We start from the raw sequence: 25,002 nt of genomic DNA, 5'->3' as shown, positions 1-25,002 counted from the left end.
CCCTTAACATCTTGATCCGAAACAGCTAGACTCCTTAGATTATTTCGCTTTTTGGGGATGAGGATAATCATGTCCAAACCTGTCTTGCCGTGGAGCCTGAAGGGCGTGTCGCCCGAAGCGCGGGAAATCGCGAAAAAGGCGGCGGCCCAGCAAGGCATGACCATCGGTGAATGGGTCAGCCGTGCAATCCGGGATGTTGGCCCGGAACAGGAACCGGAAACCGTGCCGGAGAGTGTTCCGGTGCATGACGAAGCTCCTCTGTCCGGCGGCACCGAGACGGATGCAGAAACGGTGCGCGAAGCTGTCCGGACCCGGATCTACGAGTCCGAAGAGCGCGTCGCGCACATGGTCGGCCCGTTGCAGGAAATCATCGAACGGCTCTCCCGTCGGCTGACCCGGATCGAGGAGAGGGATGCGAGGGTCGAGGACCGGCCGGAACAGCGCGTCAACGATGATGCCGATCCACGCCGCCTGGATGGCTGGTAGCTCTCACCTCCGCAGCCCCGTAGGCCGGTCGGAAGGCCGGTCATATTTGGGCATTCGATTTGCGCGTAGTGCACAGAAACCCTTGCCTTACCGGGTAACCTTTGGTATTTTTCCGCTCCTTTGGTGACCATTCGGTGGCCCGGCCTCCGAAACAAGATAAAGGCAGGGTGTCGGTTGTCAGGTAAATCCCCCTGGAGCGTAAAAGGTATCTCGGCGGAAGACCGCGAGGTTGCGAAGATCGCGGCCCGTAAAGCGGGCGTGCCGATTGGTGTCTGGCTGAGCGAACAGATCCGCCATGCGTCTGAAGAGCCGCCGCCGCCTGAACAGCCGCCTGCGGAACGGCCCCGCATGCCTGATGAGGAAGATCATCGGCACCCACAGGAACCCGGGCCGCGCGATCATCCCCCACAGCAGCGCCAGCGCAGCGGCCAGGTAGACCCCCGCTTTGCGTTCGGACGCGGGCAGTGGAGTGTTGCGGAAGAGGCCGTGGACAAAGGGATGGTTGGAAATGCGTCCGCAGCCTATCCGTGGCAGTTCCGCAATACCCAGCATCCGCCCCCTGCCATAGCTGCGCCGTCAGTACAGGCGCCGCCAGTACCTGCGAATGGCGGCTATTCGACGCCCATGCAACAACCACAACAGATGCCAGTGCCCGCGCCTCAGCCGCCCGGTATGTCTCGCGAAGAGGCGGATGCGATCGAAAAGCGTGTTGATTCCCTTGAAGGCCGGCTCCGTGATCTGCAACAGCGGATCAACACGGTAGAAGACAAAACGCTTGCCCGTTTCGAGCCAATCCTCGCCAAGATCGAGTCTCTCGCCGCCGAGATTGACCGGATCGACGCCAAGCCTGCGATGATTGCGGAGGGCGAAGCGTCTTTTTCCACGGCGCCCATAGAGCGCGCGGTGATGCGATTGTCTGAACGGTTGGGCAGGGTAGAGCAAACTGTTCTGCCCGGCTCCAGGCGCGGCCGTGGATTCTTCTCGCGCCTCTTCCGTCGTGGGTAGCGCTACTTTCCAGAACTGTATAAATTGAACAAAAGCGATAGGTTAGGCGGGTTCGGAGGGACCACTACTCCGACTGTTACCCGTAAACCCGCGCATCCTGCATCGTGAGGAGTGCCGGTGGTCCGAAAGCCGACGACATGGAGTGTGAAGGGTATCGAGGAAGATATCCGTGATATCGCTCGTGCTGCGGCGGAACGGGATCAGCAGACCATCGGCTCCTGGATAGATCATGCGATCCGTGTCCATGGCGGGCAGCGGCCACGCGATGCCGGCAAAGATGATGCTGGTAAAGATAAGGGGCCGGTCGCAGTCACACCCGCACCGACCGATACGGCAAAGCAGCAGACGGCTGCGCCCAGCCTGACGGACCAGGCCCTGCTCGATATCATTGACCGGGAGCTGGACGCCTCGACGAACCGGCTTGATCGTGCATTGCGCCCCATGGGTCTCGCTCTGCTCGATCTGGCCGAGCGGATGGTTTCCGTCGAGAAAGATCGGTCGGGCCAGGCACGCATCGGAGCGGCGCCTGGCGAGCAGGGCCCCGAACATGCCGGGGCCCTCGGGCTGGATGAGGCAGTCGACGATGATTTCGGGCCGGAACTTCCGCCGGAGACATTTGACGAGCCTGCCGAAGAGCAGGAACTGGAAATGTATGACGCACCGGCTCCCAGTGTGGCGCCGAGTGTAGCGCCGGACCCGGAGCAGGCGCCGCCTCCACCGTCTCACGATCTGGCTACGGACTTCGACAGTCTCGATGTGCCGATGCTTCCCGTCGAAGAGACGGATCGCGCCCGGGAGATCGATCGCCGTCTGAGGGCTCTTGCCGGTGAGGTCGACGCGGTTGATGCCGTCGACGGGGACCCGCCACCGCCGACAGGCGATCTCGGTCCGGCGGAAATTGTTATCGACGCGCCGCCACCGGAAAGCGAGCCGGAGCCGCCTCTCGTGCTTCCGATGGCGTTCCGCGGGCTACAGCAAGACGCTTTTGAGTCTGCTCCCGGTGCGGTGGCTGGTGAGGTCGCGCGGGGCACACGGCGTCAGCGCAAACGTGGGCTTCGAAAGATTCTTCTGGGAACGACAGGCCTCGCCGTCGCTCTGGCGATCGGGCTCTATGTTTTTGCCGGTCAGCTTGGGCTAGGACCGCTGCGGCATGACCTGGACAGCCGTCTGAAGCCGGCTGCACATCACATCGCGGAAGGGGCGGCCCACATCTGGGAGAATGCGGCGGCGCGTGTCGCGCCGATGATCGAGCAGGCCCGGACAGCGTTGCTTGGTGCAGATCGTCCCGAAGCTCCCGCGCCTGAAAAAGCACCTGAAAAAGCGATGGACGATGCGGTGGAGGCAACGCCGCCCGAGGAGCCTGCGCAGCCTGATCAATCCGGCAGTTCCTTGCCGTCCAGTGACGAAGGAGATGCGCCGCAGACCGCAGAGCCGGCAAAAATGGAGCCCGCGGAGACGGCACCAGCGGGGCCGAAAACGGCCACACCGGGACCGGTTGAAGAAACGGCACCTGTATCCGCGGGCGAGATCGCTCCGATGCCCGCGCCAAGTGAACCGCCGGTTCCGGTGCCTGACGCGGCACCCGCGCCGAAAGTCTCGGAAGCCGTGCCGCCGCCCGCCCCTGCATTGCCGACATCGGACGCAAAAGATCCGGTCGATACGGGGGCGTCCGCATCGCCTCAAGCCGGGCTACAGCAAGGAGAGCGGAAATCGCTTGAGCAGAGTGCCGACGCCGGAGACGCAAAGGCTCAGCATGATCTTGCCCTGGCTTATCTGACCGGCGCGGCGGGCACGCAAAACCCCGAACGGGCCGCGGAACTCTTGCGGGAAGCCGCGATCCAGGGCTTGCCTGGTGCGCAGTACAATCTCGCCGTGCTGTATGAAACGGGACAGGGCGTCCGGCAGGACGATGTCCGGGCACTGCTCTGGTACCATAGCGCTGCCGAGCAGGGGCATCCGAATGCGCAGTACAATCTCGGTGTGATGTATGCCGAGGGCCGGGGTATCCCGCTGAACTTCGGGGAAGCCGCCCGTTGGTTTCAGGCGGCAGCCAAACAGGGCATGGCACGGGCGCTCTATAATCTTGCCGTGATGACCGATGAGGGTCTTGGCGTGGCGCAGGACAAGAAGAAAGCTCTTGAGCTGTTCAGCGCCGCCGCGGAAGCCGGCGACCAGCGAGCCATTGAAATGCTCTCGGGCAGCGGCGAGACGTCAGGAGAAAACAGCTCGACCTTGAACGGCGCGGATGGAGTGCAAACCGCAGCCGACGCACCGGCAGCTATGGTCGCCGCGGTTCAGGGAGAGCTCACCCGTCTTGGCTTCTACTCGGGGCGCATTGACGGTTTGATGGGGCCGAAGACCCGCGCCGCTATCCGTGAGTTCGAGCTATCTGCCGGAATGGATGAAAGTGGCGAGGCGACGACAATCCTGCTTGAGGAACTGAAAGCGGCCAAGCCTTAGCCTGAAAACGCCGGTGTCTCCGGAAACAGGGAATCCGGATCCCAGTTCCTGAGTGCGCCCGCATGCATCCAATATGCCGGATAAGTCTGCCGGAACAGCTCCGCCGCCTGATCCCGCGCGCTATCGGTCTTGAAAAGCGTGAAGCAGGTGGCGCCGCTGCCGGACAGACGTGCGCCGAGAGCACCCGGCAGGCCGGACAATGTGCGCAATACCGGGCCGATCTCTGGAGCCACCGCGACGGCGGGGGCTTCGAGATCGTTTCTACCGGCGAGGATCTCCTCCGTAAGGCCATGCGGGACCGAAGTGTCTGTCGCGGCTTTCTTTTTCGCGGCCAACGTCTTGAATACGGCGCCGGTGGGGACAGCGGCCCCCGGATTGACCAGTAGAGCCGGATAGCGGGCAAATCCGCTTTGCTCCGGATCAAGGGTCGTTCCGGTGCCGCGCATATACCGGCATCGGGATTGAAGGCAGACCGGAATATCCGCGCCGAGCCCGGCGGCAATCTCTTGAATGGGCGGAGCCATGGCGGCCAGGCCATGTTGCCGGGCCAGCAGCCGCAGGATCGCGGCCGCGTCGGCCGATCCTCCGCCAAGACCGGCGGCAACAGGGATGGTTTTGTGCAGCGTGATCGAAAGCGGCGGCACCGCCTTGATTGCGTCGCGGACGGCCGAGACCGCCTTCAGGATGAGATTGTCCCGATCAAGGCTGCCGGCAAAGGGGCCCGCTACCGTGAGCTGGTCAACCGCAGTCTCTGCCAGCGTCACTGACAGCACGTCATGCAGGTCCGCGAAAGCAACCAGGCTGACCAGATCGTGGAAGCCATCCGGACGTTTGCCCAGAACGGTCAGGCTGAGGTTGAGCTTGGCGGGAGCAATCAGGGTGGCTGAATAGCCTGTTTTAGCCATTGTTTGCTGAATGTTTGCCCGTTTCCGAGATTAGCCCGTCGCGAAGCTTCCGTTCGAGTTGCGCGGCCAATTCGGAATCAGGGTCCATTTCCAGCGAGCGGCGCCATTGATAAGCCGCCTCGCGGCGGCGTCCAACCTGCCAATAGGCATCGCCGAGATGATCGTTTATGACGGCATCGCCCGGCCGGAGCTGAACGGCGCGTTCAAGGTGGGGGACCGCTTCCTTGTGCTGGCCGGTGCGGTAGAGGACCCAGCCGAGGCTGTCCACGATATAGCCGTCATCCGGACGCTGCTGGACGGCGCGTTCTATCAGAGTCTGCGCTTCTTTGAGGTTGAGGCCCTGTTCGACCCATGAATAGCCGAGGTAATTCATGACATAGGGCTGCTCCGGCGCGAGCTTCAGGGCGGCCAGAAAATCGGATTCCGCGCGTTCCCATTTTTTCGCCCGTTCGAGCGCGATGCCCCGTGTGTAGTAGAGCGTCCAGTCCTGCGTCGCGGCCTTTCCGAGTTTGTCGAAGGCCTCGTCATAGGCCGCAATCGCCGCTTCCCAGTTCTCTCCAGCCCGCAATGTATCGGCCAGGCGGACGAGGATCGTCCCGTTGTCCGGATAGGTCTTTGCCAGCTCCTGCAGGACGGAAAGGGCGCTGTCCCGGTCACCCTCGGCATCATATGCGGAAGCAGACCGGAGCCGGGCCATCATGTGATAGATGGAATCCTCGCCGATGCCGGCATAGATCTTCAAGGCATCGCCATGCCGGCCTCGATCGTCGAGAATTTCGCCGACAAGCAGCCGGGCAAGCGGGAAGTCTGGCCGCATATAGAGCGCGAAGCGGGCGTAAATCAGCGCAATCTCACTGCCCCGGTCCCGTTGCAGGGCGCTGGCGATATCGAACAGCGCTTCCGCGACGCCGTCGCTGGCGTTTGAGACGAGACCTTTGGCTTCCTGTCCGGCTTCTGCGGCGAACAGAGCCTTTGAAAGCGCCGTCATGTTCTGGTCCGACAAATCGCCGGCCGCCAGAATTTCCCGTGCCATGTCGACGCGGCCGAGTTTCGCGTAATGCAATGCCGCGCCTATCCGCAGACGCGCCGGCGGGCGGTCCATAGCCTTCAGTGCTGCTTTGAAGGCCGTGTCGAGGGCTTCGAAGTCGCCTTTCAGCGCGGCGATGTAACCCGCGTGGAGCTCTGCGAGCAGGCCGAAACCACCCTGTTTCCGGATCCGGTCGAGATTGGCATCGGAGGCCTGCCAATTGCCAGTTCCAGCCTCGACCCAGGCGAGCAGTAGCGGGCGCATGACCTGGGTCAGCCGGGATTCGGCGAGCGCATCGAGGTGCCTGCGCGCGCCATCGTAATCGTTCTGTTTCAGGGCTGAGAGTGCGAGGGCGAGCCGTCCGAACGCGTTCCCGCCCTGACTTTTGATCAGCTCTTCCGCCAGCTCCAGGGCCTCGTCCGTCCGCCCGTCGACAACTTTCGCCAGGAAGGTGCGCTGCATCAGCCCCGGGTTGCCGGGATCGGCCTCAAGCACAGCCGCGAAGTTCTGGGCGGCGGCGCTGAGGTCGCTGTTTCTGTAGGCATGCAGGGCGTTCAGGTAGTCTCCGGAGACGGTGTTCCGGACGGGGATATCAGGCAGCGCATCCGGCGCACCCGACCCCATTCCGGCACAGGCGGAAAGAGACAGAGCCGCCAGAACCGCAAGCGTAGCGGCTCCTTTTCGCGATCCTGATCCAGTCATTCGGTTTGCCTCCGTCTCCGGCTTGTCGCCGTTCCGCGTTCGAGTATTCAGCCGATCACATATTCGGATAATTCGGACCGCCGCCGCCTTCCGGCACCACCCAGTTGATGTTCTGGGTCGGGTCCTTGATATCGCAGGTCTTGCAGTGCACGCAGTTCTGCGCGTTGATCTGCAGCCTCGGGTTCGAGCCGTCGTCGTCCCGCATGATCTCGTACACGCCTGCCGGGCAATAGCGCTGCTCCGGAGCGTCGTAGATCGCGAGGTTGTACTCGACCGGGACGCTTGGGTCTTTCAGGGTAAGGTGCGCCGGCTGGTTTTCCTCATGGTTCGTGTTCGATAGGAACACGGAGGAGAGCCGGTCGAAACTCACCTTTCCGTCAGGCTTCGGATAGGCAATCTTCTCGCACTGTGCCGCCGGGCGCAGGCTTTCATGGTCATGGTGATGGTGCAGGGTCCAGGGGCTCTTGCCTTTGAACAGGGTCTCGACCCCGGCATTTGCCATGCCCATCAGGAAACCGGCCTTGAAGCCTGGGCGGATATTGCGGACCGCCTTCAGCTCGTCCCAGACCCATGTTTTTTCCATCCTGGTCCGGTAATCGGAGATTTCCATGCCGGCGCCGGCACCGTCCTTCATGGTGTCGAAGAGGGCTTCAGCGGCCGTCATGCCGGACTTCATCGCTGTGTGCGAGCCCTTGATCTTCGGCACGTTCAGGAAACCGGCCGAGCAGCCAAGGATGGCACCGCCGGGGAAGGTGATCTTCGGGATGGACTGGAAGCCGCCTTCGTTGATCGCCCGCGCACCGTAGGATATCCGCCGGGCACCCTCGAAGAAGGGGCGGATCTTTGGATGCGTCTTGTAGCGCTGGAATTCCTCGAACGGGCTCAGATGCGGGTTCTCGTAATCGAGACCGATCACATAGCCGACCGCGACCTGGTTATTTTCCAGATGATAGAGGAAGGAGCCGCCATAGGTCTTGCCGTCCACCGGCCAGCCGACGGTATGCACAACCAGACCTTGCTGGTGCACTGCCGGATCGACTTCCCAGAGCTCCTTGATGCCGAGGCCGTAGGTTTGCGGGTCGACGCCCTCACGCAAATCGAAGCGCTCGAACAGGGTCTTGGTCAGCGACCCGCGTACACCTTCGGCGAACAGCGTCTGCTTGGCATGCAGCTCGATGCCTTGGGTGTAGTTCGCGGTCTGCTCGCCGTCCTTGCCGATGCCCATGTCGCCGGTGGCGACACCGCGCACGGCGCCATTCTCGTCATAGAGCACTTCGGCGGCGGCAAAGCCCGGATAGATCTCGACGCCCAGCGCCTCGGCCTGCTCGGCCAGCCAGCGGCAGACATTCCCGAGGCTGACGATGTAATTGCCGTGATTGTTCATCTGCGGCGGGCAGGGCATCTGGATGCCGGAGTTGCGGGTGAGGAACATGAACCGGTCCTGGGTCACCGGCGTGTTCAAGGGCGCGCCGCGCTCCTGCCAGTCCGGGAACAGCTCTGCCATCGCCCGCGGCTCCATGACGGCGCCGGACAGAATGTGGGCGCCGACCTCCGAGCCTTTTTCCAGCACACAGACGCTCAGGTCCTGACCATGCTCCGCACTGAGCTGGCGCAGCCGAATGGCGGCCGACAGGCCGGAGGGGCCGGCTCCGACGATCACGACGTCGTATTCCATCGACTCGCGTTCCATGAACCTCTCCAAATCGTTTCTTACACAGGTTACTGTCTTACTTGGCACAGCTGTTTTGTCGCGACAAGCGACGCGAGAGGCCGTGCGGCAAGATTGAAGGAACGGATCCAGTGGGTTTTTCGCCGGAACAGAATGCAATGCCGCCAGAGGCGCTGCTCGAGTGGTATGTCGAGATGGGCGCTGACGAGGCGATCGGCGATGCGGAAACCAACTGGTTCGCCGCGTCCGAGGCAGCGTTGGCTCCGGTGTCCCGGGCGGAAAACGCCCCGGCCTCGGCTCCACCTGCAGCTCAAGCCCCGTCTGCCGCTCAAGTCCAGAGGCCGGTATCTGCCGCGCCGGCACAGGCCCGGCCTCGGGCGCTGGCGTCAGGTGCCGAGCCTGCGACGGATAAAGCAGCCAGCGCGCTTGCCGGTGCCGCCCAGTCCCTTGAAGAATTGCGGGGGGCACTGGAGAGCCTCGAGGGATTCCCGCTCAAGGTGACGGCCACCAATCTCGTGTTCGGCGAGGGCGTCGAGACGCCTGACGTCATGTTCATCGGAGAGGCGCCTGGCGCGGACGAGGACCGGCAGGGCCGCCCCTTTGTCGGGGCAAGCGGCCGGTTGCTTGACCGGATGATGGCGTCGATCGGCCTGGATAGGGCTGAAAACGCCTATATCACCAATATTCTGCCCTGGCGCCCACCGGGGAACCGGGAGCCGACCGCAGCGGAAATCGCGATCTGCCAGCCTTTCATTCGTCGGCATATAGCTCTTGTCCGCCCCCGTATTATCGTTCCAGTTGGAGGGACGGCGGCGAAAGCTCTGCTGGATCAGCGCCAGGGGATCATGCGGCTGCGTGGCCGGCGCTTCGAATTCGCGGATCCGGACATCGAACTGGCTTTACCGGCCGTGCCGTTATTTCACCCGGCTTTCCTGCTCCGGTCGGCCGGTCAGAAGGCGCTGGCATGGCGTGATTTATTGACAATAAAGCAAATTATTCAATAAATTAGAGTGATTAATTTAAACAATTTGATGAGAAAGCCTCATCTGTTCTCTTAATACTATATTTACCTTGTAAATTATTGATATCATTTAAGGTATTACCGTGTATTCACTCTTTACATCAAAGTTGATATTTAAGTAGTTGTGGTAATTGACACGCATGCGTTCAGCGAAATCGCTGCTTGAGATTGGTGCCCGCATGGCCTACTTAGCGTGGTCATGAGCGAAGTTGTGAAACCGAATACTCGCCTGTTCAAGTGGTTTTCAATGTCGTTGATCGCGGGTGCGATCCTTGGCATTGCCGCGGCGATTTCGATACATACCGGACCTGTTGCTGCTGCGGCTCGCGATGACGCAATGCCGTCGCGCGCCTCCGCGCTTGGTGTCCTGGAAACGGACCCGGTGGTACCGCGCGTCCGCTACGATATTGTCAGCGCGCTGGATGCCGAGCGGTATCAGGCCATCTTCACCCTTCAGGAAGCCGGAAACTGGAGTGCTGCTGACAAGCTGATCGCGGCGCTTGAGAGCCGCGTCCTGATGGGGCACGTGCTCTATCAGCGTTACATGCACCCGACGGCCTATCGCTCCACCTACAAGGAGCTGAAAAACTGGATGGCGCACTACGCGGACCATCCGGGAGCCCGCAAGATCTATCGGCTGGCCCTGCGCCGGAAGCCGAAGAGCTGGAAAGCGCCTGCTCGGCCGCAGAAGGGCTATCTGAACGGCAGTGGAGCCTCGCAGGTGAATGGCGCGGTCGAACCGCAGCAGCACCTGTCCCGCCACGGCCCCAAGGTGTCCCGTCAGGGGCGACGGGTCATCAGGGAAATCCGGCGTTTTGTTCGCAATGGATACCCAACGGGTGGGGTAAAATATCTTAATTCCAAGGCCGGGCGCTCCCTTCGCGGCACGGACCGCGCTCATGCGCTGGCAGAGATCGCGCATGGCTATTTCGTCTTCAATGTTGACGATAAAGCCATTCGTTACGCTGTCGAAAGCATTGAGGTTTCTGAAGGCCTGATCCCGACTGCGCACTGGACAGCGGGTCTCGCGCTCTGGCGTGAAGGCCGGCACGACGAGGCGTCCCAACATTTCGAATCCCTTGCCCGCGCACCTGACGTGTCGCGCTGGGTGAAGGCCGCTGGTGCCTATTGGGCATCGCGCGCGCATCTTGCCGAACGGCGCCCAAGGCAGGCGACGCTCTGGCTGGCCCAGGCCGCAACCCATTCGGCAACCTTTTACGGTCTGCTGGCGCGACGGGCGCTCGGTATCGACATGCCGCTCGACTGGACCCTGCCGGAGCTGGACGAGGACACTCAGGACGCGTTGCTGAATTCCCGGGGCGGCCAGCGCACCTTTGCCCTTCTGCAGGTCGGCCGCACCGACCTTGCGGAAAAGGAGCTGCGGCGCCTCTACCCAGTTCTCCCGGACTTCATGCATGGCGCGATCATGACGATTGCGGCCGGCAATGGCATGCCGGGCCTTGCCATGCGAATCGCCGGAATTCTTAAGGCGCGGGGCGATCGGCCCTACTACGCGGCCTTTTATCCCCTGCCTGACTGGCAGCTCGATTCCATCGCGGGCATCGACAAGGCGCTGATTTATGCCATCGCCCGTCAGGAATCGAAGTTCAGCGCGACAGCGCGCAGCGGGCGCGGGGCGATCGGCGTCATGCAGATCATGCCGCGCACGGCGGCCTTCGTGGCGAACGATCGCAGTTTCCGCAGCCGGGATGGCCGCAAGGCCTTGCTGGATCCGTCCCTCAATCTGAAGCTCGGACAGGAATATGTCGGCCACCTGCTGAAGCAGGACAGTGTCAATGAAGGCCTGTTCCAGCTTTTGGCGGCCTACAACGCGGGCCCCGGCACGCTTCGGAAATGGACGCGGAAGATCGATTTCAAGGAAGATCCGCTGCTGTTCATCGAATCTATCCCGCGGCATGAGACGCGCGAATTCATCGAGCGGGTCCTGACCAATCTGTGGATGTACCGGCTGCGTCTCGGCCAGCCGGCGCCGTCGCTGGATCACATTGCCGCCGGATCCTGGCCGCGTTATGAGTCGATAGACATTTCGCAGCAGCCTGGCGGTCCGAAACATGCCCGGAATTGACGAGTCCCGTCCGTTCGTTCCCGTTCACATCGCGGTCCTGACGGTTTCAGACACAAGAAATCTCGAAAATGACCGGTCAGGCGATACGCTGGTCCAGCGTCTGACCGATGCAGGCCACATCCTTGCGGACCGGAAGATCGTGACGGATGACGTTCCGGCAATTTCCGGCCAGCTGACCTCCTGGATCGAGGATGACGGCATCGACGTGGTGATCTCCACCGGCGGCACAGGGTTGACCGGCCGTGACGTGACGCCGGAAGCCTTCCGCTCTGTCTTCGAGAAGGAAATCGAAGGCTTCGGGGAGCTGTTCCGCTGGCTCAGCTTCCAGAAGATCGGCACCTCGACCATCCAGTCACGGGCTATCGCGGGCGTTACCCGGGGCACCTATCTCTTTGCCCTGCCGGGTTCTACCGGGGCCTGCAAGGATGCCTGGGACGATATCCTGGCCAATCAGCTGGATATCCGCTTCCGGCCCTGCAATTTCGTCGAGATCATGCCGCGCCTGCGTGAGCATGAGCTGTTCGGGCGCTCCGCCTGACGCCGCTCTAGGCTGCCGGAAGGTCCGTCGCCTCGTCCACATCCCGCATTTCCGCGGCGAAGCCGATCCTGGTGCCGGGCCGGAACCCGGCCAGCGTATCCTCAAGCGCCCATTCGGTTGACCATCGGACATCCGTGAACGGATTGCCCCTATAGCGCGGCGAGAAGCCGACCAGCCAGTAGCCGCCATCGGCGGAAGGCCCGAACACCGCATCGTTCCGCTCAAGCGCGTTGAAGGCCGTTGCGATGTGCTGCGGCTCGATCCCCGGAATATCGCTGCCAATCAGTACCGTCGGGCCCTTGGTCGCGCTGCGGAGCGCCTTGAGCATCCTCTGGCCGAGATCGCCGCGGGCCTGGTGGCTGAACCGCCACGGCTTCGGCCAGGGCCAGGTGACGGCGTGGTACGGAGCCGCGATGATGCGGCACTCCCAGCGTTTCGTGAGGCCGAGCCGCCGCAGGGTGGTGGCAAGGTTCTGCCGGTACCACCGGGTCGCGGCAGCGGCGCCGATATCCCGGGCGAGACGGCTTTTCACCAGTCCCCGGCGTGGCGCTTTCGCGAAGATGATCAGAGTCCTGCGCGCCATCGGTCAGCTGTAGATCCGGGCGATCAGCCGGGGCGGCACCCGGAGGAAAAAGAGCGTCAGGCAGAAAAGGTTGCGCAGGGAGCGCCGAACATAGCCGCCGCGCACATAGCGTTCCGCCGAGGTGATGGCCCGGATATCGAACAGGGCGAGGCGGCTCATGCCGATGCGGCGGATGAATTCCACATCTTCCATCAGCGGGATTTCCTTGTAGCCGCCGAGCCGGCGATAGAAACGCCGGTGGAGCAGCAATCCCTGATCGCCATAGGGCAGGCCGAGCCATCGGTTGCGCCAGCGCACCATACCTTCCAGCCGTCGGGCCGCAGGGCTGTCGTCGTCCAGCGCGAAGGTGAAAACAGCCCCGCGCTCACGGTTCCGGTCATTGCTGGTGAACACCATGACGCTCGATGCCCAGCCCCGCTCCAGTGCGGTGTCAGCATGCAGGAAGAGGAGCCAGTCTCCTTTCGCCGCCCTGGCGCCGGCCGCGAGCTGGATGCCGCGGCCAGGGGGGCAATCGATTACCCGGGCTCCGGCCGTCTCGGCGATCTCCCGCGTCGCGTCGGTGGAGCCGCCATCAGCAATGACGACCTCTGGGGTGAAGCCGGACCGTTCGGCGCTTGCCAAGGCGTCGAGGGTGCGCTTCAGGCCCTTCTCGGCGTTGAGGCAGGGGATGATGACACTGATTGACAGATCCGGCGCCGGCGCACCGATGCGGCGGCCATGCGCATCCAGTGGTCCGAGTGCGCCCGGCAGCGGCACCCGCCACAGATCTTCATTCTTCGATGTGTCCGATGATCCCAAGGCCGGTCCTTATTTTTCCGCAGCGCTGCCTGGTGTGTTAACAGAGGTGCAACCGACCCTGCCAGCGCGGCAGGGTGTCCCGATTAGAGCATTTCAGAGCATTCGCGGCCATGACGACCGACCTCGACCTGCGCAATCTCCACGCTGAGCTGATGAAGCTCAAGACCTTCCCCACGCTTGCTCTCGAAGATCTGATCAGGCTGCCGGCGCGGGGGCTGGCCCATGATCACGTTCTGCTCGGTGAGAGGCCGTGGAAAGGCAAGCGTCTGCTGGCCCGTGTCCCGCGTCTGGTCCGGCGCGATGTGACGCCGGAAGACGCACTGTCACTCCAGGCGGAATGCTTCCGGCGTGCCGGACCGAGCCGCCACACGCCGGTTCTTCATGGCTATCTCGATCCGAGTCCGCGGCTGCCGAACGGCGCGCTGATCGTCGATGCGGTCGAGGGCAGGGCGGTGGATCTTTCAAAGGACCTGCTGCAGCTTGCCGAGACTCTGGCCAGCGTGCACCGTTTGCCGACACCGGACGATCCGGCCCCGCTCGCCTGGACAGCACGTCCGGTGGAAGCGCTCGTCGGTCTGATCGAGGATCAGGCGGAATTTATTCCCGCTCTGGTGCAGGACAGGCAGGCCCGCGCCATTCTCGACGAAGAGCGCAAGTGGGCCCGTGATTTCGCTGCAGAGCATGGCAGGGCGCCTTTGCCACCGGCGCTTGTCCTGACTGACACGCATCCTGGCAATTATGTCGTGCAGAAGGATGGCCGGGCGATCTTCGTCGATATGGAGAAGACCCAGTACGGATCGCCCGCAATCGACCTTGCGCACGCCAGCCTCTACACCTCCGTTACCTGGGATCCGGATGTGAGCGGAGAGCTCAGCAATGAGGATGTCGCGGATTTCTACGATACCTACCGGACGGCGGTGCCGCCGTCGCTTGCGCGTGTGCTGGAGCCCTGGTTCCTGCCGTTCCGCCGCCTGACCTGGCTGCGTACCATGACATGGGGCTGCCGCTGGCACGCCGAGAATGAAGGCCAAGTGGCGCGCAGCGGCGATCAGAGTCAGCGGGACCGGATGCTGTCAGGTGTTCTTGACCGCTTGCGCCGGATGGCCCGGCCGGAGACGATGGAGCGCGTGCGCCGGGAATGGCTGGGGCCGGACAAGCTGGTGCTGGACTAGGCCGCCGCAGGGTGCGCGGTAAGGAGGGCCGAATGAGTGGCAAGATCGTCAATCTGCGGCAGGCTCGCAAGCGGAAGACCCGCGAGGCCGCCGAAGAGAAAGCCGCCGACAACAGACTGAAATTCGGCCGTACAAAAGAACAGCAGGCCGGGGACGAGGCAGCTTCAGCGCGCCGTGATCAGGCATCCGAACGGCTTGAGCGGCATCGCATGGAACCTGACGAGCCGCCCTCTGAAACTTAATTGTTCTTGTTTTGTTCTATTGCCGGATTTATCATCCGGCCATGGTCGATCCTGATTTTCAGCCACCGGATGCACCGGACCCGGACATTATGCAGCGTTCCCCGCACAAGGGGCGCGGGGCGATCACCAATGTCAGCGGCCGGTTCGAACAGGAGCAGCGCCAGCGGGTCATTGGCGGCTGGCCCGGCGATAATCCGTTCCAGGGCGCCTCCACCGAGTTCCCGGATCTGGACGCCAGACCCAGAACCGAGGTGGGGATTGATGCCTCCCGCACGATCATCGCCCGGAACAAATCCCCCGATATACCGTTCGACCGCTCGATCAATCCCTATCGTGGCTGCGAGCATGGCTGCATCTACTGCTTTGCCCGGCCAACCCATGCCTATCTCGGCTATTCGCCGGGGCTCGATTTCGAGACCAGACTGCTGGCGAAACCGGATGCCGCGGCCCTGCTCGACGATGCGCTGAGAAAGCCCGGCTACAAACCGGATGTGATGGCGCTCGGGACGAATACAGACCCCTATCAGCCGATCGAGAAGGAGCACGGGATTACCCGGCAGGTGCTCCAGGTCCTGTCCGATTTCGGCCATCCGCTCTCGATTGTCACCAAGTCGGCGCTGGTCACCCGCGATATCGACATTCTGGCGCCGATGGCGGCGCGCGGGCTCGTATCTGTGGCGATGAGTATCACCACTCTGGACCGGCATCTTGCCCGCATCATGGAGCCGCGAGCGGCGACCCCCGGACGGCGGCTGGACGCGGTGCATGCGCTCAAATCGGAAGGCATTCCCGTGCACGTTCTGGCAGCGCCGATCATTCCGGCAATCAACGACGGTGAAATCGAGGCGCTGGTGGAGGCATCGGCGGAAGCCGGGGCGCGCGGCGTCGGCCATATCCTTCTGAGGCTGCCGCACGAGATCAAGGATCTGTTCCGGGAATGGCTGGAGCAGCACTTTCCGGACCGTGCGGATCGGGTCTATTCGCTGATCCACCAGACTAGGGGCGGTGAATTATACCGTGCGGAATGGGGAGAGCGCATGCGGGGCAGCGGCCCCTATGCGGCCCTGATTCACCGCCGCTTCGAGATTGCGAAGAAGCGGGTGGGCCTCACAGGGTCGTTCCCGAAACTGCGCTGTGACCGGTTCGTCGTTCCGCCGCGCGCCGGCGACCAGCTAAGCCTGCTGTAGGTCAGGCCAGGAACAGGGACGACAGCAGCAGCAGGGCAAGCAGGATATTCGCGATCCTGAGCCGGATGCCGTCCTGCAGCCAGCGCGAAAGTCCCGCCCCGATCCCGGCCCAGGTGAAGCCGGAGAGGATTACGACGGCGAAGAACAGCGCACACATGACCGGCAGCCGGGACGAAATCTCCGCCGAGCCATCGGCCGCCACGCCGCTGAAGGTTGTCATGGCGCTTGCCGAGATCAGCCAGGCTTTGGGGTTCACCCACTGGAAGGCGGCGGCCTCGTAGAACCGCATCGGGCGCTCCGGCCGGCCGATCTTGCCGGCTGAACCGCCGGCGATCTTCCAGGCGAGGTAGATGAGGATGGCGATGGAAACGTAGCGCAAGGCTTCCAGCAGTCCCGGAACGGCATTCAGCAGCGACCAGAGGCCGAGGGCCACCGCAGCAAGCATGGCGGGGAAACCAAAGGCCACGCCGAGGATGTGCGGGACGGTTTGTGCGATCCCGAAATTCACTCCGGACGTCGTGAAGAGCGTGTTGTTCGGCCCCGGTGTCAGGCTGAGGGTGAGGGCAAAAATGATAAACCCGGCGATCCATTCGTCGAACATCGGAGTAACCTTGCAGCAGCGCCCGTCTACGGGCTTTCGACTGAATAGGTCGCTATCTGGCCATGACACCGCAAGCAGAACCATGTCATGGATACAATATTTCGTGGTTTCCTTCGTGGCAGTATCTAGGTGTAGCGCCAGGGAGGACTATTTCGTAGGGCCCGGTGCGAAAATGCGGCAGACCCGGTGCTTCCATATCCGGAATGACCGCGTAGCGACTTGGTATCAAACGGATTTTCAGGTAGGGTCCTATCCCGATTTTGTACCTCAGGAATGAGTTTTTTGTCTGATTTCAGTCTGGAAATCGAAGCCGGCGCCGAACAGGGCGCCGTGATTGTCGGCATTGACGAGGTCGGGCGCGGGCCGCTTGCGGGGCCGGTTATGGCGGCGGCGGTGCATATTCCGTTTGCCCTGCATACCGACCCGCTTCTGAGGGACGTTACGGACTCCAAAAAGCTGAACGCGGCCAAACGGGAGCTCATCGCCGGGGCGCTCGTCGGTCTGGTTCCCTATGGCATCGGGGTTGCGGAGGTCGAAGAGATCGATCGCATCAACATACTGCAGGCAACCTACGTCGCGATGGGACGGGCTGCTGCTGCTCTGTCCCAACGTCTCGATAAAACTCCGGATCTATACCTGATCGACGGTAACCGCTTGCCGCCCAATCCCGTTCCCGCGCGTGCAGTGGTGAAAGGCGATCTGAAATCGCTCAGCATCGCCGCCGCCTCGATCATCGCCAAGGTGCACCGGGACAATGCAATGCGCGTTCTGGCGGCGGCTCATCCGGGATACGGCTGGGAGCGTAATGCAGGTTACGGCACAGCCGAGCATCTGGCCGGTATTGCCGCGCACGGGGTCACGGATCATCACCGGCGGTCCTTCCGGCCGGTCCGCGAAGCACTTCTCGCCGATGGCGTCACACTCTGACCAGAAGACGATACCGTTCTTCACACAATATCTTGTGTTCGTCCTGTAAGTATTTGACTCTATTTAGTAAAAAGAAATCGACGCCTTGACGTGATTCGCCGGATACCGGAGACTCCAGCCATCTTTCCTGGCACGGACGGACGATATGACGGCGCAAGACACGCTGCCGCTGGACCAGATTCTGGTCGGCGACTGCATTGAATTGATCAATAAACTGCCGGAGAAATCGGTGGATCTGGTGTTTGCAGATCCACCCTATAATCTCCAGCTTCAGGGCGAGCTTCTCAGACCCAACAACTCGATTGTCGACGCGGTCGACAATGATTGGGACAAGTTCGACACCTTCCAGACCTATGACCAGTTCTCCCGCGACTGGCTCGCGGCGGTGCGTCGCGTCCTGAAGGACGATGGCGGGCTCTGGGTTATCGGCAGCTACCACAATATCTACCGGGTCGGCTCAGTGTTGCAGGATCTCGGCTTTTGGATCCTGAACGACGTCATCTGGCGCAAGACCAACCCGATGCCGAATTTCCGCGGGCGCCGTTTCACCAACGCGCATGAGACCCTGCTCTGGTGCTCGAAGAGCGAGGACAGCAAGCGGTACACGTTTAATTACGATGCCATGAAGGCCTTCAACGAAGACCAGCAGATGCGCAGCGACTGGCACCTGCCTCTTTGTACCGGTTCCGAGCGTATCAAGGTGGATGGCCGCAAGGCACACCCGACGCAGAAACCGGAAAGCCTGCTGTCTCGCGTATTGCTGTCGACCTCCAAGCCGGGTGACGTGGTGCTGGATCCGTTCTTTGGTTCAGGCACCACCGGTGCCGTTGCAAAGAAGCTCGGGCGCCATTTCATCGGGCTTGAGCGCGAGCAGACATATGCCGAGATCGCCATGGACCGCATCGCTGCGGTCAAGCGGATCGAGGATGAGAGTCTTCTGGCGGTAGAGACCAAGCGGACCGAACCGCGCGTGCCGTTCGGCAACATCGTCGAGCGCGGCATGCTCAACCCGGGCGAGGTTCTGTTCGACCAGCGCCGCCGCTGGTTCGCCAAGGTGCGTCCGGACGGCTCTCTGGTCTCTGACAGTGCCAAGGGTTCTATCCATTCTGTTGGTGCGGCGGTTCAGGGAGCACCGGCCTGCAACGGCTGGACTTTCTGGCATGTCGAGCGTGGCGGCAATCCCGTCTCGATCGATGTCTTCAGGCAGCAGGTGCGCGCGGAGATGCGGGCCTGACAAACGCAAGCAGGGCAAGGCCGACGATCCAGAAGCCGAGGATCGTCGCCATGCCCGCGCGCTGACTGTCGAAGGTAAGCGTCGCCCAGCCGAGCAGGGCTGGTCCTATGAAGCTCGTGGCTTTTCCAGACAACGCATAGAGCCCGAATAGCTGCGTGCGTTTCTCAGGCGGAGCCATCCGCGTCAGCAGGGTCCGGCTCGCTGACTGGGACGGGCCGACGAAAATGCCGAGGGCCAGGGCGAATACCCAGAACCAGGCGACATCCTCGACCAGCAGCACGGCAAACCCGAAACAGATCAGGCCGACCAGCGAAATCGCGATTGTCGGTTTGGCGCCGATCCGGTCATCGACCCAGGCAAAGCCGAAGGCGCCGATTCCGGCCGTGACGTTGAGGGCGATGCCGAACTGGATGATTTCGGCAAAGCTCATCCCGAAGGTACCGGCGGCATAAAGACCGCCAAACTGGAACAGGGTGGCGAGGCCATCGGCATAGAGCATGCGGGCAATCAGGAAGACCCAGAGATCGCGATCTTCCCGGAGCGACCTCATGGTCTGCCAGAGGCTATTCAGCCCCGCACGCGCGGCGGCAGGAACGGACAGAGCTTGCCGCTGATCGTCCGGCACGAATTTCAGCAGTGGAATGGAAAAGATCACGAACCAGGCGGCCGCCAGCAGGGCGGTTGCCCGGACATGCTCCGCCTTTGCCTTGTCCAGCCCGAAGGGCGGTGTCTCGGCCTGAACGAACCCCAGAAGGGCGATCAGCAGGCAGACGATGGCGCCGAGATAGCCGAGCGCCCAACCCCAGCCGCCGACGCGGCCGAGCCGCTCTGGCGATGCGACGCGGGCCAGCATGGCGTTGTAGAAAATATTGGCGAACTCGGTGCCGATCAGCACCAGCCCGACGGCGATCAGGGCAAGCATCGTATCCGCCGGGTCCGGATGGACGAACCAGAGCGCCCCCGCCGCCAGGATGCCAATTGCGGAAAAGCCGGCCAGCCATGGTTTTTTCGGCCCGGTCTGGTCCGCAATGGCTCCCAGTATCGGTGCCAGCACGGCGACGGTCAGACCCGCGATGGTCAGGGCCTGGCTCCAGAGCACGGTGCCCGCGACCTCATCTCCGACCACACCGCGCGCAAAATAGGCGGAAAAGACGAAGGTGATGATCACCGTCGGCAGAGGGGAATTCGCCCAATCGAACAGGCACCAGGAGAGTGCCGCGCGCCGACCCGGATATCCGCGGCCGGAGGGTTGACCGGATTCCACGAAGACCGACCCGCCGCGGTTAGTGTGCGAGCAACGAGCGGAACTGGCCGTTCGCTACAGCCAGCATGGATAGATCGACGCCGTCGGCAGCCCGCAAGTCAGCCAGCAGCCGATCCATCCGGGCTGACGCATCGCCGCGTGTATCCGACCATTTTTCGATGAGAGCCTCGGCCGACGCCTTCTTGCTCTTTCCATTGCTGCGTTCCGCCAGGACGTTCTGGGCAAGCTGGAACTGGTGACTGTAGAAATCGTCGACGATGGCGGCCACGGCCATCTTCTGCCAGTGCGACTCTGCAACCACGTGATCGGCACGCTCCCGCAGCCAGTCGAGCGAGAATTCATGCCCGACCGCGAAATAGACTTCCGCCACCTGCAGCACGCTTTCCCCGGTCTGGCCGGACAGCCGGACGATGTCGCAGCCGGAAATCAGGATATCGGCGCTGGCAACGCCACGGGCCAGTTCCTTCGGCACCCCGGCGGCCTCGTGCTTCGCCGCTTTCTTCTGGACAGCTTCGCGATGGGAGTCGGTTAATACCGTGTCGAGCTCCGCCGTCAGTTCGGCGACGCCGTCGAGATAAGTTCCTGTCAGAGCCTGGAGATCAAGCGGCCGGCGCTCGCTTCGCAGGAACCAGACCGCGGCCTGTTCCACCAGGCGTTTGATATCCTGCAGCATCTCGGTTTGCACGACCGCGGGAACCTTGTTGTCGAGATCCTCAACCGCAGACCAGAGGCGGCGGATGCCGAACACGTCCCGGGCGACGGTATAGGCCCGGGCAATATCAGGCGAGGAATCGCCGGTCTGCTCGCGCACCGCGTTGACGAAAGTGGCGCCGACCCGGTTGATCATGCTGTTGGCGATATATGTCGCGATAATCTCGCGCTTCAGCCGGTGGCTGCGGATCGTGTCGTTCATCTTGCCGTGCAGGCGGGCCGGGAAATACCGGATCAGATCCTCTGCCAGCATCGGGTCGTCCGGAAGATCGGAGGGCAGGATCTCGTCGTAGAGCTCCATCTTCGCATAGGCTAACAGGACCGCGAGTTCCGGTCTGGTCAGGCCCTGTCCGTCCGCCATGCGTTCCGACAGCGTTTCGTCGTCGGGCAGGAATTCGACCGCCCGGTTCAGCTTCAGGTGACTGCGCTCCAGCTCCCGGATCAGCCGGGTTTCGGCGTCGAGCAGAGCGGTACCCTCTGTGACCGCCATGGTCAGGGCCTGGCTCTGATCGTAATTATCCTTGAGCACCAGGGTCGCGACCTCGTCGGTCATTTCCTCAAGCAGCTTGTCCCGCTGCTTTCGGGTCATATCGCCATCCGTGACGACTGCGCCGAGGAGGATCTTGATATTGACCTCGTGATCCGAGCAGTCGACACCGGCTGAATTGTCGATGGCGTCGGTGTTGATTCGCCCGCCGCCCAGCGCATACTCGATGCGCGCACGCTGCGTCACACCGAGATTGGCGCCTTCGCCGACGACTTTTGCGCCAATCTCCTTGGCGTCGATGCGCAGCGAGTCGTTTGCCCGGTCGCCAGCGTCGGCGTTGGTTTCCTTGCTCTCCTTGATGTAGGTGCCGATCCCGCCAAACCAGAGCAGGTCGACCTGGGCCATCAGCATCGCCCGGATCAGGTCGTTCGGCGTCACTTTGTCCGCCTTGATACCGAGCACGGACTTCATCTCCGGCGTGGTCTCGATCGATTTCAGCGATCGCGGATAGATCCCGCCTCCCTTGGAAATCAGCTTGGTGTCGTAATCGGTCCAGCTGCTGCGCGGCATATCGAACAGCCGCTGGCGCTCGGTCCAGGTCTTCGCTGCGTCCGGGGTGGGATCGAAGAAGATATGCATGTGGTTGAAGGCGCCGATCAGCTTGATGTGCTTCGACAGCAGCATGCCGTTGCCGAAGACGTCACCACTCATGTCGCCGACACCGATCACGGAAAAGTCCGTGGTCTGGATGTTGATGCCGATTTCCCGGAAATGGCGCTTCACCGATTCCCACGCGCCGCGCGCCGTGATGGCCATTTTCTTGTGATCGTATCCGGCGGAACCGCCCGATGCGAAAGCGTCATCGAGCCAAAAGCCATATTCCTGCGAGACGCCGTTGGCGATGTCGGAGAAGGTGGCGGTGCCCTTGTCGGCGGCGACCACGAGATAAGGATCGTTTTCGTCATGCCGGACGACATGTTCCGGCGGAATGATATCGGTGCCGGAGATATTGTCGGTGATATCCAGCATGCCGCGCATCATCGTCTTGTAGCACTCGATCGCTTCGGCCTGCATGGCCTCGCGGGTGCCGTCAGCCGGTGGGCGCTTGACCACGAATCCGCCCTTTGAGCCGACGGGAACGATGACGGCATTCTTGACCTGCTGTGCCTTCATCAATCCGAGAATCTCGGTCCGGAAATCCTCCCGGCGGTCCGACCAGCGAATACCGCCGCGGGCCACCCGGCCGCCGCGCAGATGCACGGCCTCGGTGCGGGGCGAGAACACCCAGATTTCGACCAGAGGACGCGGTAGCGGCAGATCCTCGATGGCCTGGCTGTCCAGCTTGAACGAAATGTAGGGCTTCGGGTTCCCGTCTGCGTCAGGCTGGTAATAGTTGGTCCGCATCGTTGACAGGATCAGGTTGAGATAGCGCTGGATGATCCGGTCCTGATCGAGATTGGCGACATTGTCGAGCGCCGCCTCGATCTCGGCCAGGATCTCGCTTGTCGTCGTGGCACGCTTGGCCTCTTCCACTGCCGGATTGAACCGGACGTCGAACAGACGGGCCAGCAGCTTTGCAATGGACGCGTTCTCCGCCAGCGTCTCTTCCATATAGGCTTGGGAGAACGTGAAAGCTGCCTGACGCAGATATTTCGCGTAGGCCCGCAACATGGCGACTTCTCGCCATGTCAGGCCGGCCTGCAGAATGAGGATATTGAACCCGTCATTCTCCATCTTTCCGGTCCAGACAGCTTCGAAGGCATCATGGAACGGTTGGCGCATGGCCTCGATATCGACGCTTTGCCCGCTGCGGAGCTGCATCTCGAAATCGTGGATCCAGACAGTGCTGGAGAGGTCCTTGGAGACGACTTCATACGGATGCTCGCTCAGGACGCGGACACCCATATTTTCGATCATCGGCATGACGTCGGAGAGCGGCACCGGCGTGTCGATGTGGAAAAACTTGAGGTAGAGCTGGGTCTCTTCGGATCCGATGGGGCGGAAGAGATTCATGGCGAGACTTCCGTCCGCCATGGTTTCCTCGATCCGCTCAATGTCGAAAATCGCGCCTTGGGCGGAATAGGTTTCGCGGTAGGAAGAGGGAAAGGCGTCCCGATATCGACGGTGCAGCGCGTTGCCCTGCTCCTCGCCCTTGGCTTCGATCAGGGCCTGATGCAGCTTGTCGGACCAGGACCGGGCGGCATCTGCAAGGCGACGCTCAAGTTCCTCGATGTCGACATCGGGGACCGACCCCCGTTCCGTTGCAATAATGAAATGAAGGCGCGCGAGGACGGATTCGGACATCTGGGTATAGAAAGCCGCAACGTGGCCCTTGAAGGCCTGCGCGAGAATGTCTGCGAACCGTTCCCTGATTTGGGTCGTGTAGTGATCGCGTGGAACAAATAATATTACAGAAACGAATCGTTCGAACGGATCGGAACGCACGAAGAGCGCGGTTTTCTGCCGCTCCTGCAAGTGTAGAACCCCGATCGACGTGGTCAGCAAGGCATCCTCGCTGGCCTGAAACAGCTCATCGCGCGGATAGGTCTCAAGGATGTTGATCAGAGCCTTGCCATCATGACTCTCCTGCGCGAACCCCCCTCGGGAGACGATCCGCTGCACCTTTTGCCGCAGCATCGGAATTTCGCCAGGGCTCTGATTGTAGGCGACGGACGTGAAGAGGCCGATGAACCGATGCTCGCCGGTGACCTTGCCCGCCTTGTCGATCTTCTTGACGATGATCGTGTCCATATAGACAGGGCGATGGACCCGGGCCTTCCGGTTCGCCTTCATGATCAGCAGCAGGTCTGGGCTGGTCAGGAAACGTCTTACATCCTCGGGAAGTTTGCCTAAATCCCGTAACCCACCGAAGACGCTGGTCTCCGGTTTACGCAGGATGCCAAGACCCGAGCCGGCGACAACCTCCATATGCGCGCTCTTGCCGCTGCCGACATAGTCCAGCTCGCGATACCCGAGGAAGGTGAAGTGATTGTCTTCAATCCAGCGCAGGAAATCGATGACCTCGCTGACTTCCTCCCGATTGTGCGGGGTCTCGCGCACACCGATCTCGGTGACGACGTCGAGTACCTTCTCCCGCATCGTCCGCCAGTCCTCGACGGAAGCCCTCACATCATCGAGCACCGAGTGCAACTCGGCCTCGATATTGGACAGGACCTCTGCCGAGCTCTGCTCGGAGATGCGCAGCTGCATGAAGGATTCCCGAATCATGCCGTCGCAAGCTTCTTCCTGATCCAGTAGCGCCTCGGCCTTGCCGCTTGGTGACCGGTTGAGCTTCAGGATCGGGTGGATGACGAGGTGGACCGTGAGGTCCAGCGTTGTCAGCGCCGTGGTGACTGAATCGACCAGAAACGGCATGTCGTCATTGACGATCTCTATGACAGTGTGTGGCGACTGCCAGCCGGTGGATTCGAAACGGGGATTATAGGCCCGAATCTTGGTGGAGCCGGGAGCCCGGGTCTTGCCGAAGGCCCAGATTGACAATGCGCTGCCGAACAAGTCTTCCGGTTCCTCGGACAAAATGTCCTGAGGCGCGACATTTGCGTAGAATTGCCTGATGAAGCTTTTGGCTTCCGCCTGCTTGTCCTTGGCGATCCGCTCTTCTGCGAGTGCGATAACGCCGTCGACGAGTTCTTGCTTCAAGGTGTGCAACTTATCGCGCATGCGATTTCCTCCCGCCACCGTACGCTTGAGCCAGCCCATAAACAGGCTAACCCAATTGAATCGGGCGCTGAAGCGTCAAATTATTGAAATTTCGGCAAATAACGGAGTTCTGCACCCAACGGGACCTGGCCGAATGAGGAATGCCGTCTGATTATCGCGAGGCAGGATGCAGCGTAACTGACATGTCGTCTGGTTAAGACCCTGCCGCACTCTCTT

At 62.0% G+C, this 25,002-nt stretch carries 19 protein-coding genes; 11 read left to right on the top strand and 8 right to left on the bottom strand.

Annotated features, from left to right (window positions below):
- Positions 1–69: 69 nt before the first annotated feature.
- From K328_RS0112065 to K328_RS25825, 3 genes are all read left to right on the top strand, one after another.
- Complete coding sequence (locus K328_RS0112065) at positions 70–486, top strand: hypothetical protein (RefSeq protein WP_028466191.1); 417 nt, start codon at positions 70–72, stop codon at positions 484–486.
- A 174-nt stretch (positions 487–660) separates the two neighbouring features.
- Positions 661–1,491, top strand: coding sequence for a hypothetical protein (locus tag K328_RS26680; RefSeq protein ID WP_156901299.1), 831 nt, complete (start codon positions 661–663; stop codon positions 1,489–1,491).
- 117 nt (positions 1,492–1,608) lie between these two features.
- A complete protein-coding gene (locus K328_RS25825; protein ID WP_156901297.1) occupies positions 1,609–3,951 on the top strand; it encodes an SEL1-like repeat protein in 2,343 nt (780 codons plus the stop codon).
- On the opposite strand, the gene K328_RS23755 is transcribed toward K328_RS25825, so the two are convergent.
- From K328_RS23755 to K328_RS0112035, 3 genes are read right to left on the bottom strand one after another with little or no spacing between them, the layout of a single operon-like run.
- Entirely contained in the window at positions 3,948–4,856 is a 909-nt protein-coding gene (locus tag K328_RS23755) for a 4-(cytidine 5'-diphospho)-2-C-methyl-D-erythritol kinase (protein WP_051284828.1), read from the bottom strand. The two genes, K328_RS25825 and K328_RS23755, sit on opposite strands and share 4 nt — an antisense overlap.
- Positions 4,849–6,585: a tetratricopeptide repeat protein gene (locus K328_RS0112040; RefSeq protein ID WP_028466188.1), complete on the bottom strand. Its 1,737-nt coding sequence runs from the start codon at positions 6,583–6,585 to the stop codon at positions 4,849–4,851. The genes K328_RS23755 and K328_RS0112040 overlap by 8 nt, the downstream gene beginning before the upstream one ends.
- A 55-nt stretch (positions 6,586–6,640) precedes the next feature.
- Positions 6,641–8,275 (bottom strand): electron transfer flavoprotein-ubiquinone oxidoreductase, encoded by a 1,635-nt coding sequence (locus K328_RS0112035; protein WP_028466187.1) that lies wholly within the window; start codon positions 8,273–8,275, stop codon positions 6,641–6,643.
- A 110-nt stretch (positions 8,276–8,385) separates the two neighbouring features.
- Here K328_RS0112035 and K328_RS0112030 point away from each other — a divergent pair, with 110 nt between their 5' ends.
- From K328_RS0112030 to moaB, 3 genes are all read left to right on the top strand, one after another.
- The gene (locus K328_RS0112030; protein ID WP_245577508.1) at positions 8,386–9,258 is read left to right on the top strand and encodes a uracil-DNA glycosylase; all 873 of its coding nucleotides are present in this window, start codon (positions 8,386–8,388) and stop codon (positions 9,256–9,258) included.
- A gap of 264 nt (positions 9,259–9,522) precedes the next feature.
- The gene (locus K328_RS23750) at positions 9,523–11,361 is read left to right on the top strand and encodes a lytic transglycosylase domain-containing protein (protein WP_169721205.1); all 1,839 of its coding nucleotides are present in this window, start codon (positions 9,523–9,525) and stop codon (positions 11,359–11,361) included.
- Positions 11,348–11,899: a molybdenum cofactor biosynthesis protein B gene (moaB, locus tag K328_RS0112020; RefSeq protein ID WP_028466185.1), complete on the top strand. Its 552-nt coding sequence runs from the start codon at positions 11,348–11,350 to the stop codon at positions 11,897–11,899. Before K328_RS23750 ends, moaB begins: the two co-directional genes overlap by 14 nt.
- A gap of 7 nt (positions 11,900–11,906) precedes the next feature.
- On the opposite strand, the gene K328_RS0112015 is transcribed toward moaB, so the two are convergent.
- Positions 11,907–12,482, bottom strand: coding sequence for a TIGR04282 family arsenosugar biosynthesis glycosyltransferase (locus K328_RS0112015; RefSeq protein ID WP_028466184.1), 576 nt, complete (start codon positions 12,480–12,482; stop codon positions 11,907–11,909).
- A gap of 3 nt (positions 12,483–12,485) precedes the next feature.
- On the bottom strand, positions 12,486–13,280 hold the full coding sequence (locus K328_RS0112010; RefSeq protein ID WP_245577507.1) for a TIGR04283 family arsenosugar biosynthesis glycosyltransferase: 795 nt from the start codon (positions 13,278–13,280) through the stop codon (positions 12,486–12,488).
- 110 nt (positions 13,281–13,390) lie between these two features.
- Between K328_RS0112010 and K328_RS23745 the strand changes: the two genes are divergently transcribed.
- From K328_RS23745 to K328_RS0111995, 3 genes are read left to right on the top strand one after another with little or no spacing between them, the layout of a single operon-like run.
- Complete coding sequence (locus K328_RS23745) at positions 13,391–14,452, top strand: aminoglycoside phosphotransferase family protein (protein WP_036553957.1); 1,062 nt, start codon at positions 13,391–13,393, stop codon at positions 14,450–14,452.
- A gap of 32 nt (positions 14,453–14,484) precedes the next feature.
- Positions 14,485–14,694, top strand: coding sequence for a DUF4169 family protein (locus tag K328_RS0112000; RefSeq protein WP_028466182.1), 210 nt, complete (start codon positions 14,485–14,487; stop codon positions 14,692–14,694).
- A 41-nt stretch (positions 14,695–14,735) separates the two neighbouring features.
- Entirely contained in the window at positions 14,736–15,881 is a 1,146-nt protein-coding gene (locus K328_RS0111995; RefSeq protein WP_051284872.1) for a PA0069 family radical SAM protein, read from the top strand.
- Between the two features lies 1 nt (position 15,882).
- Here the strand turns inward: K328_RS0111995 and K328_RS0111990 are convergent, their stop codons facing one another.
- On the bottom strand, positions 15,883–16,482 hold the full coding sequence (locus tag K328_RS0111990; protein WP_028466180.1) for a LysE family translocator: 600 nt from the start codon (positions 16,480–16,482) through the stop codon (positions 15,883–15,885).
- A gap of 282 nt (positions 16,483–16,764) precedes the next feature.
- Here K328_RS0111990 and K328_RS0111985 point away from each other — a divergent pair, with 282 nt between their 5' ends.
- Both K328_RS0111985 and K328_RS0111980 read left to right on the top strand, forming a co-directional pair.
- Complete coding sequence (locus K328_RS0111985; RefSeq protein WP_028466179.1) at positions 16,765–17,409, top strand: ribonuclease HII; 645 nt, start codon at positions 16,765–16,767, stop codon at positions 17,407–17,409.
- Positions 17,410–17,554: 145 nt separating this feature from the next.
- Positions 17,555–18,643 (top strand): site-specific DNA-methyltransferase, encoded by a 1,089-nt coding sequence (locus K328_RS0111980; protein ID WP_028466178.1) that lies wholly within the window; start codon positions 17,555–17,557, stop codon positions 18,641–18,643.
- On the opposite strand, the gene K328_RS0111975 is transcribed toward K328_RS0111980, so the two are convergent.
- Positions 18,609–19,907, bottom strand: coding sequence for an MFS transporter (locus K328_RS0111975; RefSeq protein ID WP_028466177.1), 1,299 nt, complete (start codon positions 19,905–19,907; stop codon positions 18,609–18,611). The genes K328_RS0111980 and K328_RS0111975 overlap by 35 nt on opposite strands.
- A gap of 19 nt (positions 19,908–19,926) precedes the next feature.
- Positions 19,927–24,786 (bottom strand): NAD-glutamate dehydrogenase, encoded by a 4,860-nt coding sequence (locus tag K328_RS0111970; protein WP_028466176.1) that lies wholly within the window; start codon positions 24,784–24,786, stop codon positions 19,927–19,929.
- Between the last annotated feature and the right edge of the window lie 216 nt (positions 24,787–25,002).

This window comes from Nisaea denitrificans DSM 18348, assembly GCF_000426505.1.
In the GTDB taxonomy this organism is placed as follows: domain Bacteria; phylum Pseudomonadota; class Alphaproteobacteria; order Thalassobaculales; family Thalassobaculaceae; genus Nisaea; species Nisaea denitrificans.
Note: the sequence above shows the minus strand (reverse complement) of the source record. Positions and strands in the feature narration are given on the sequence as shown.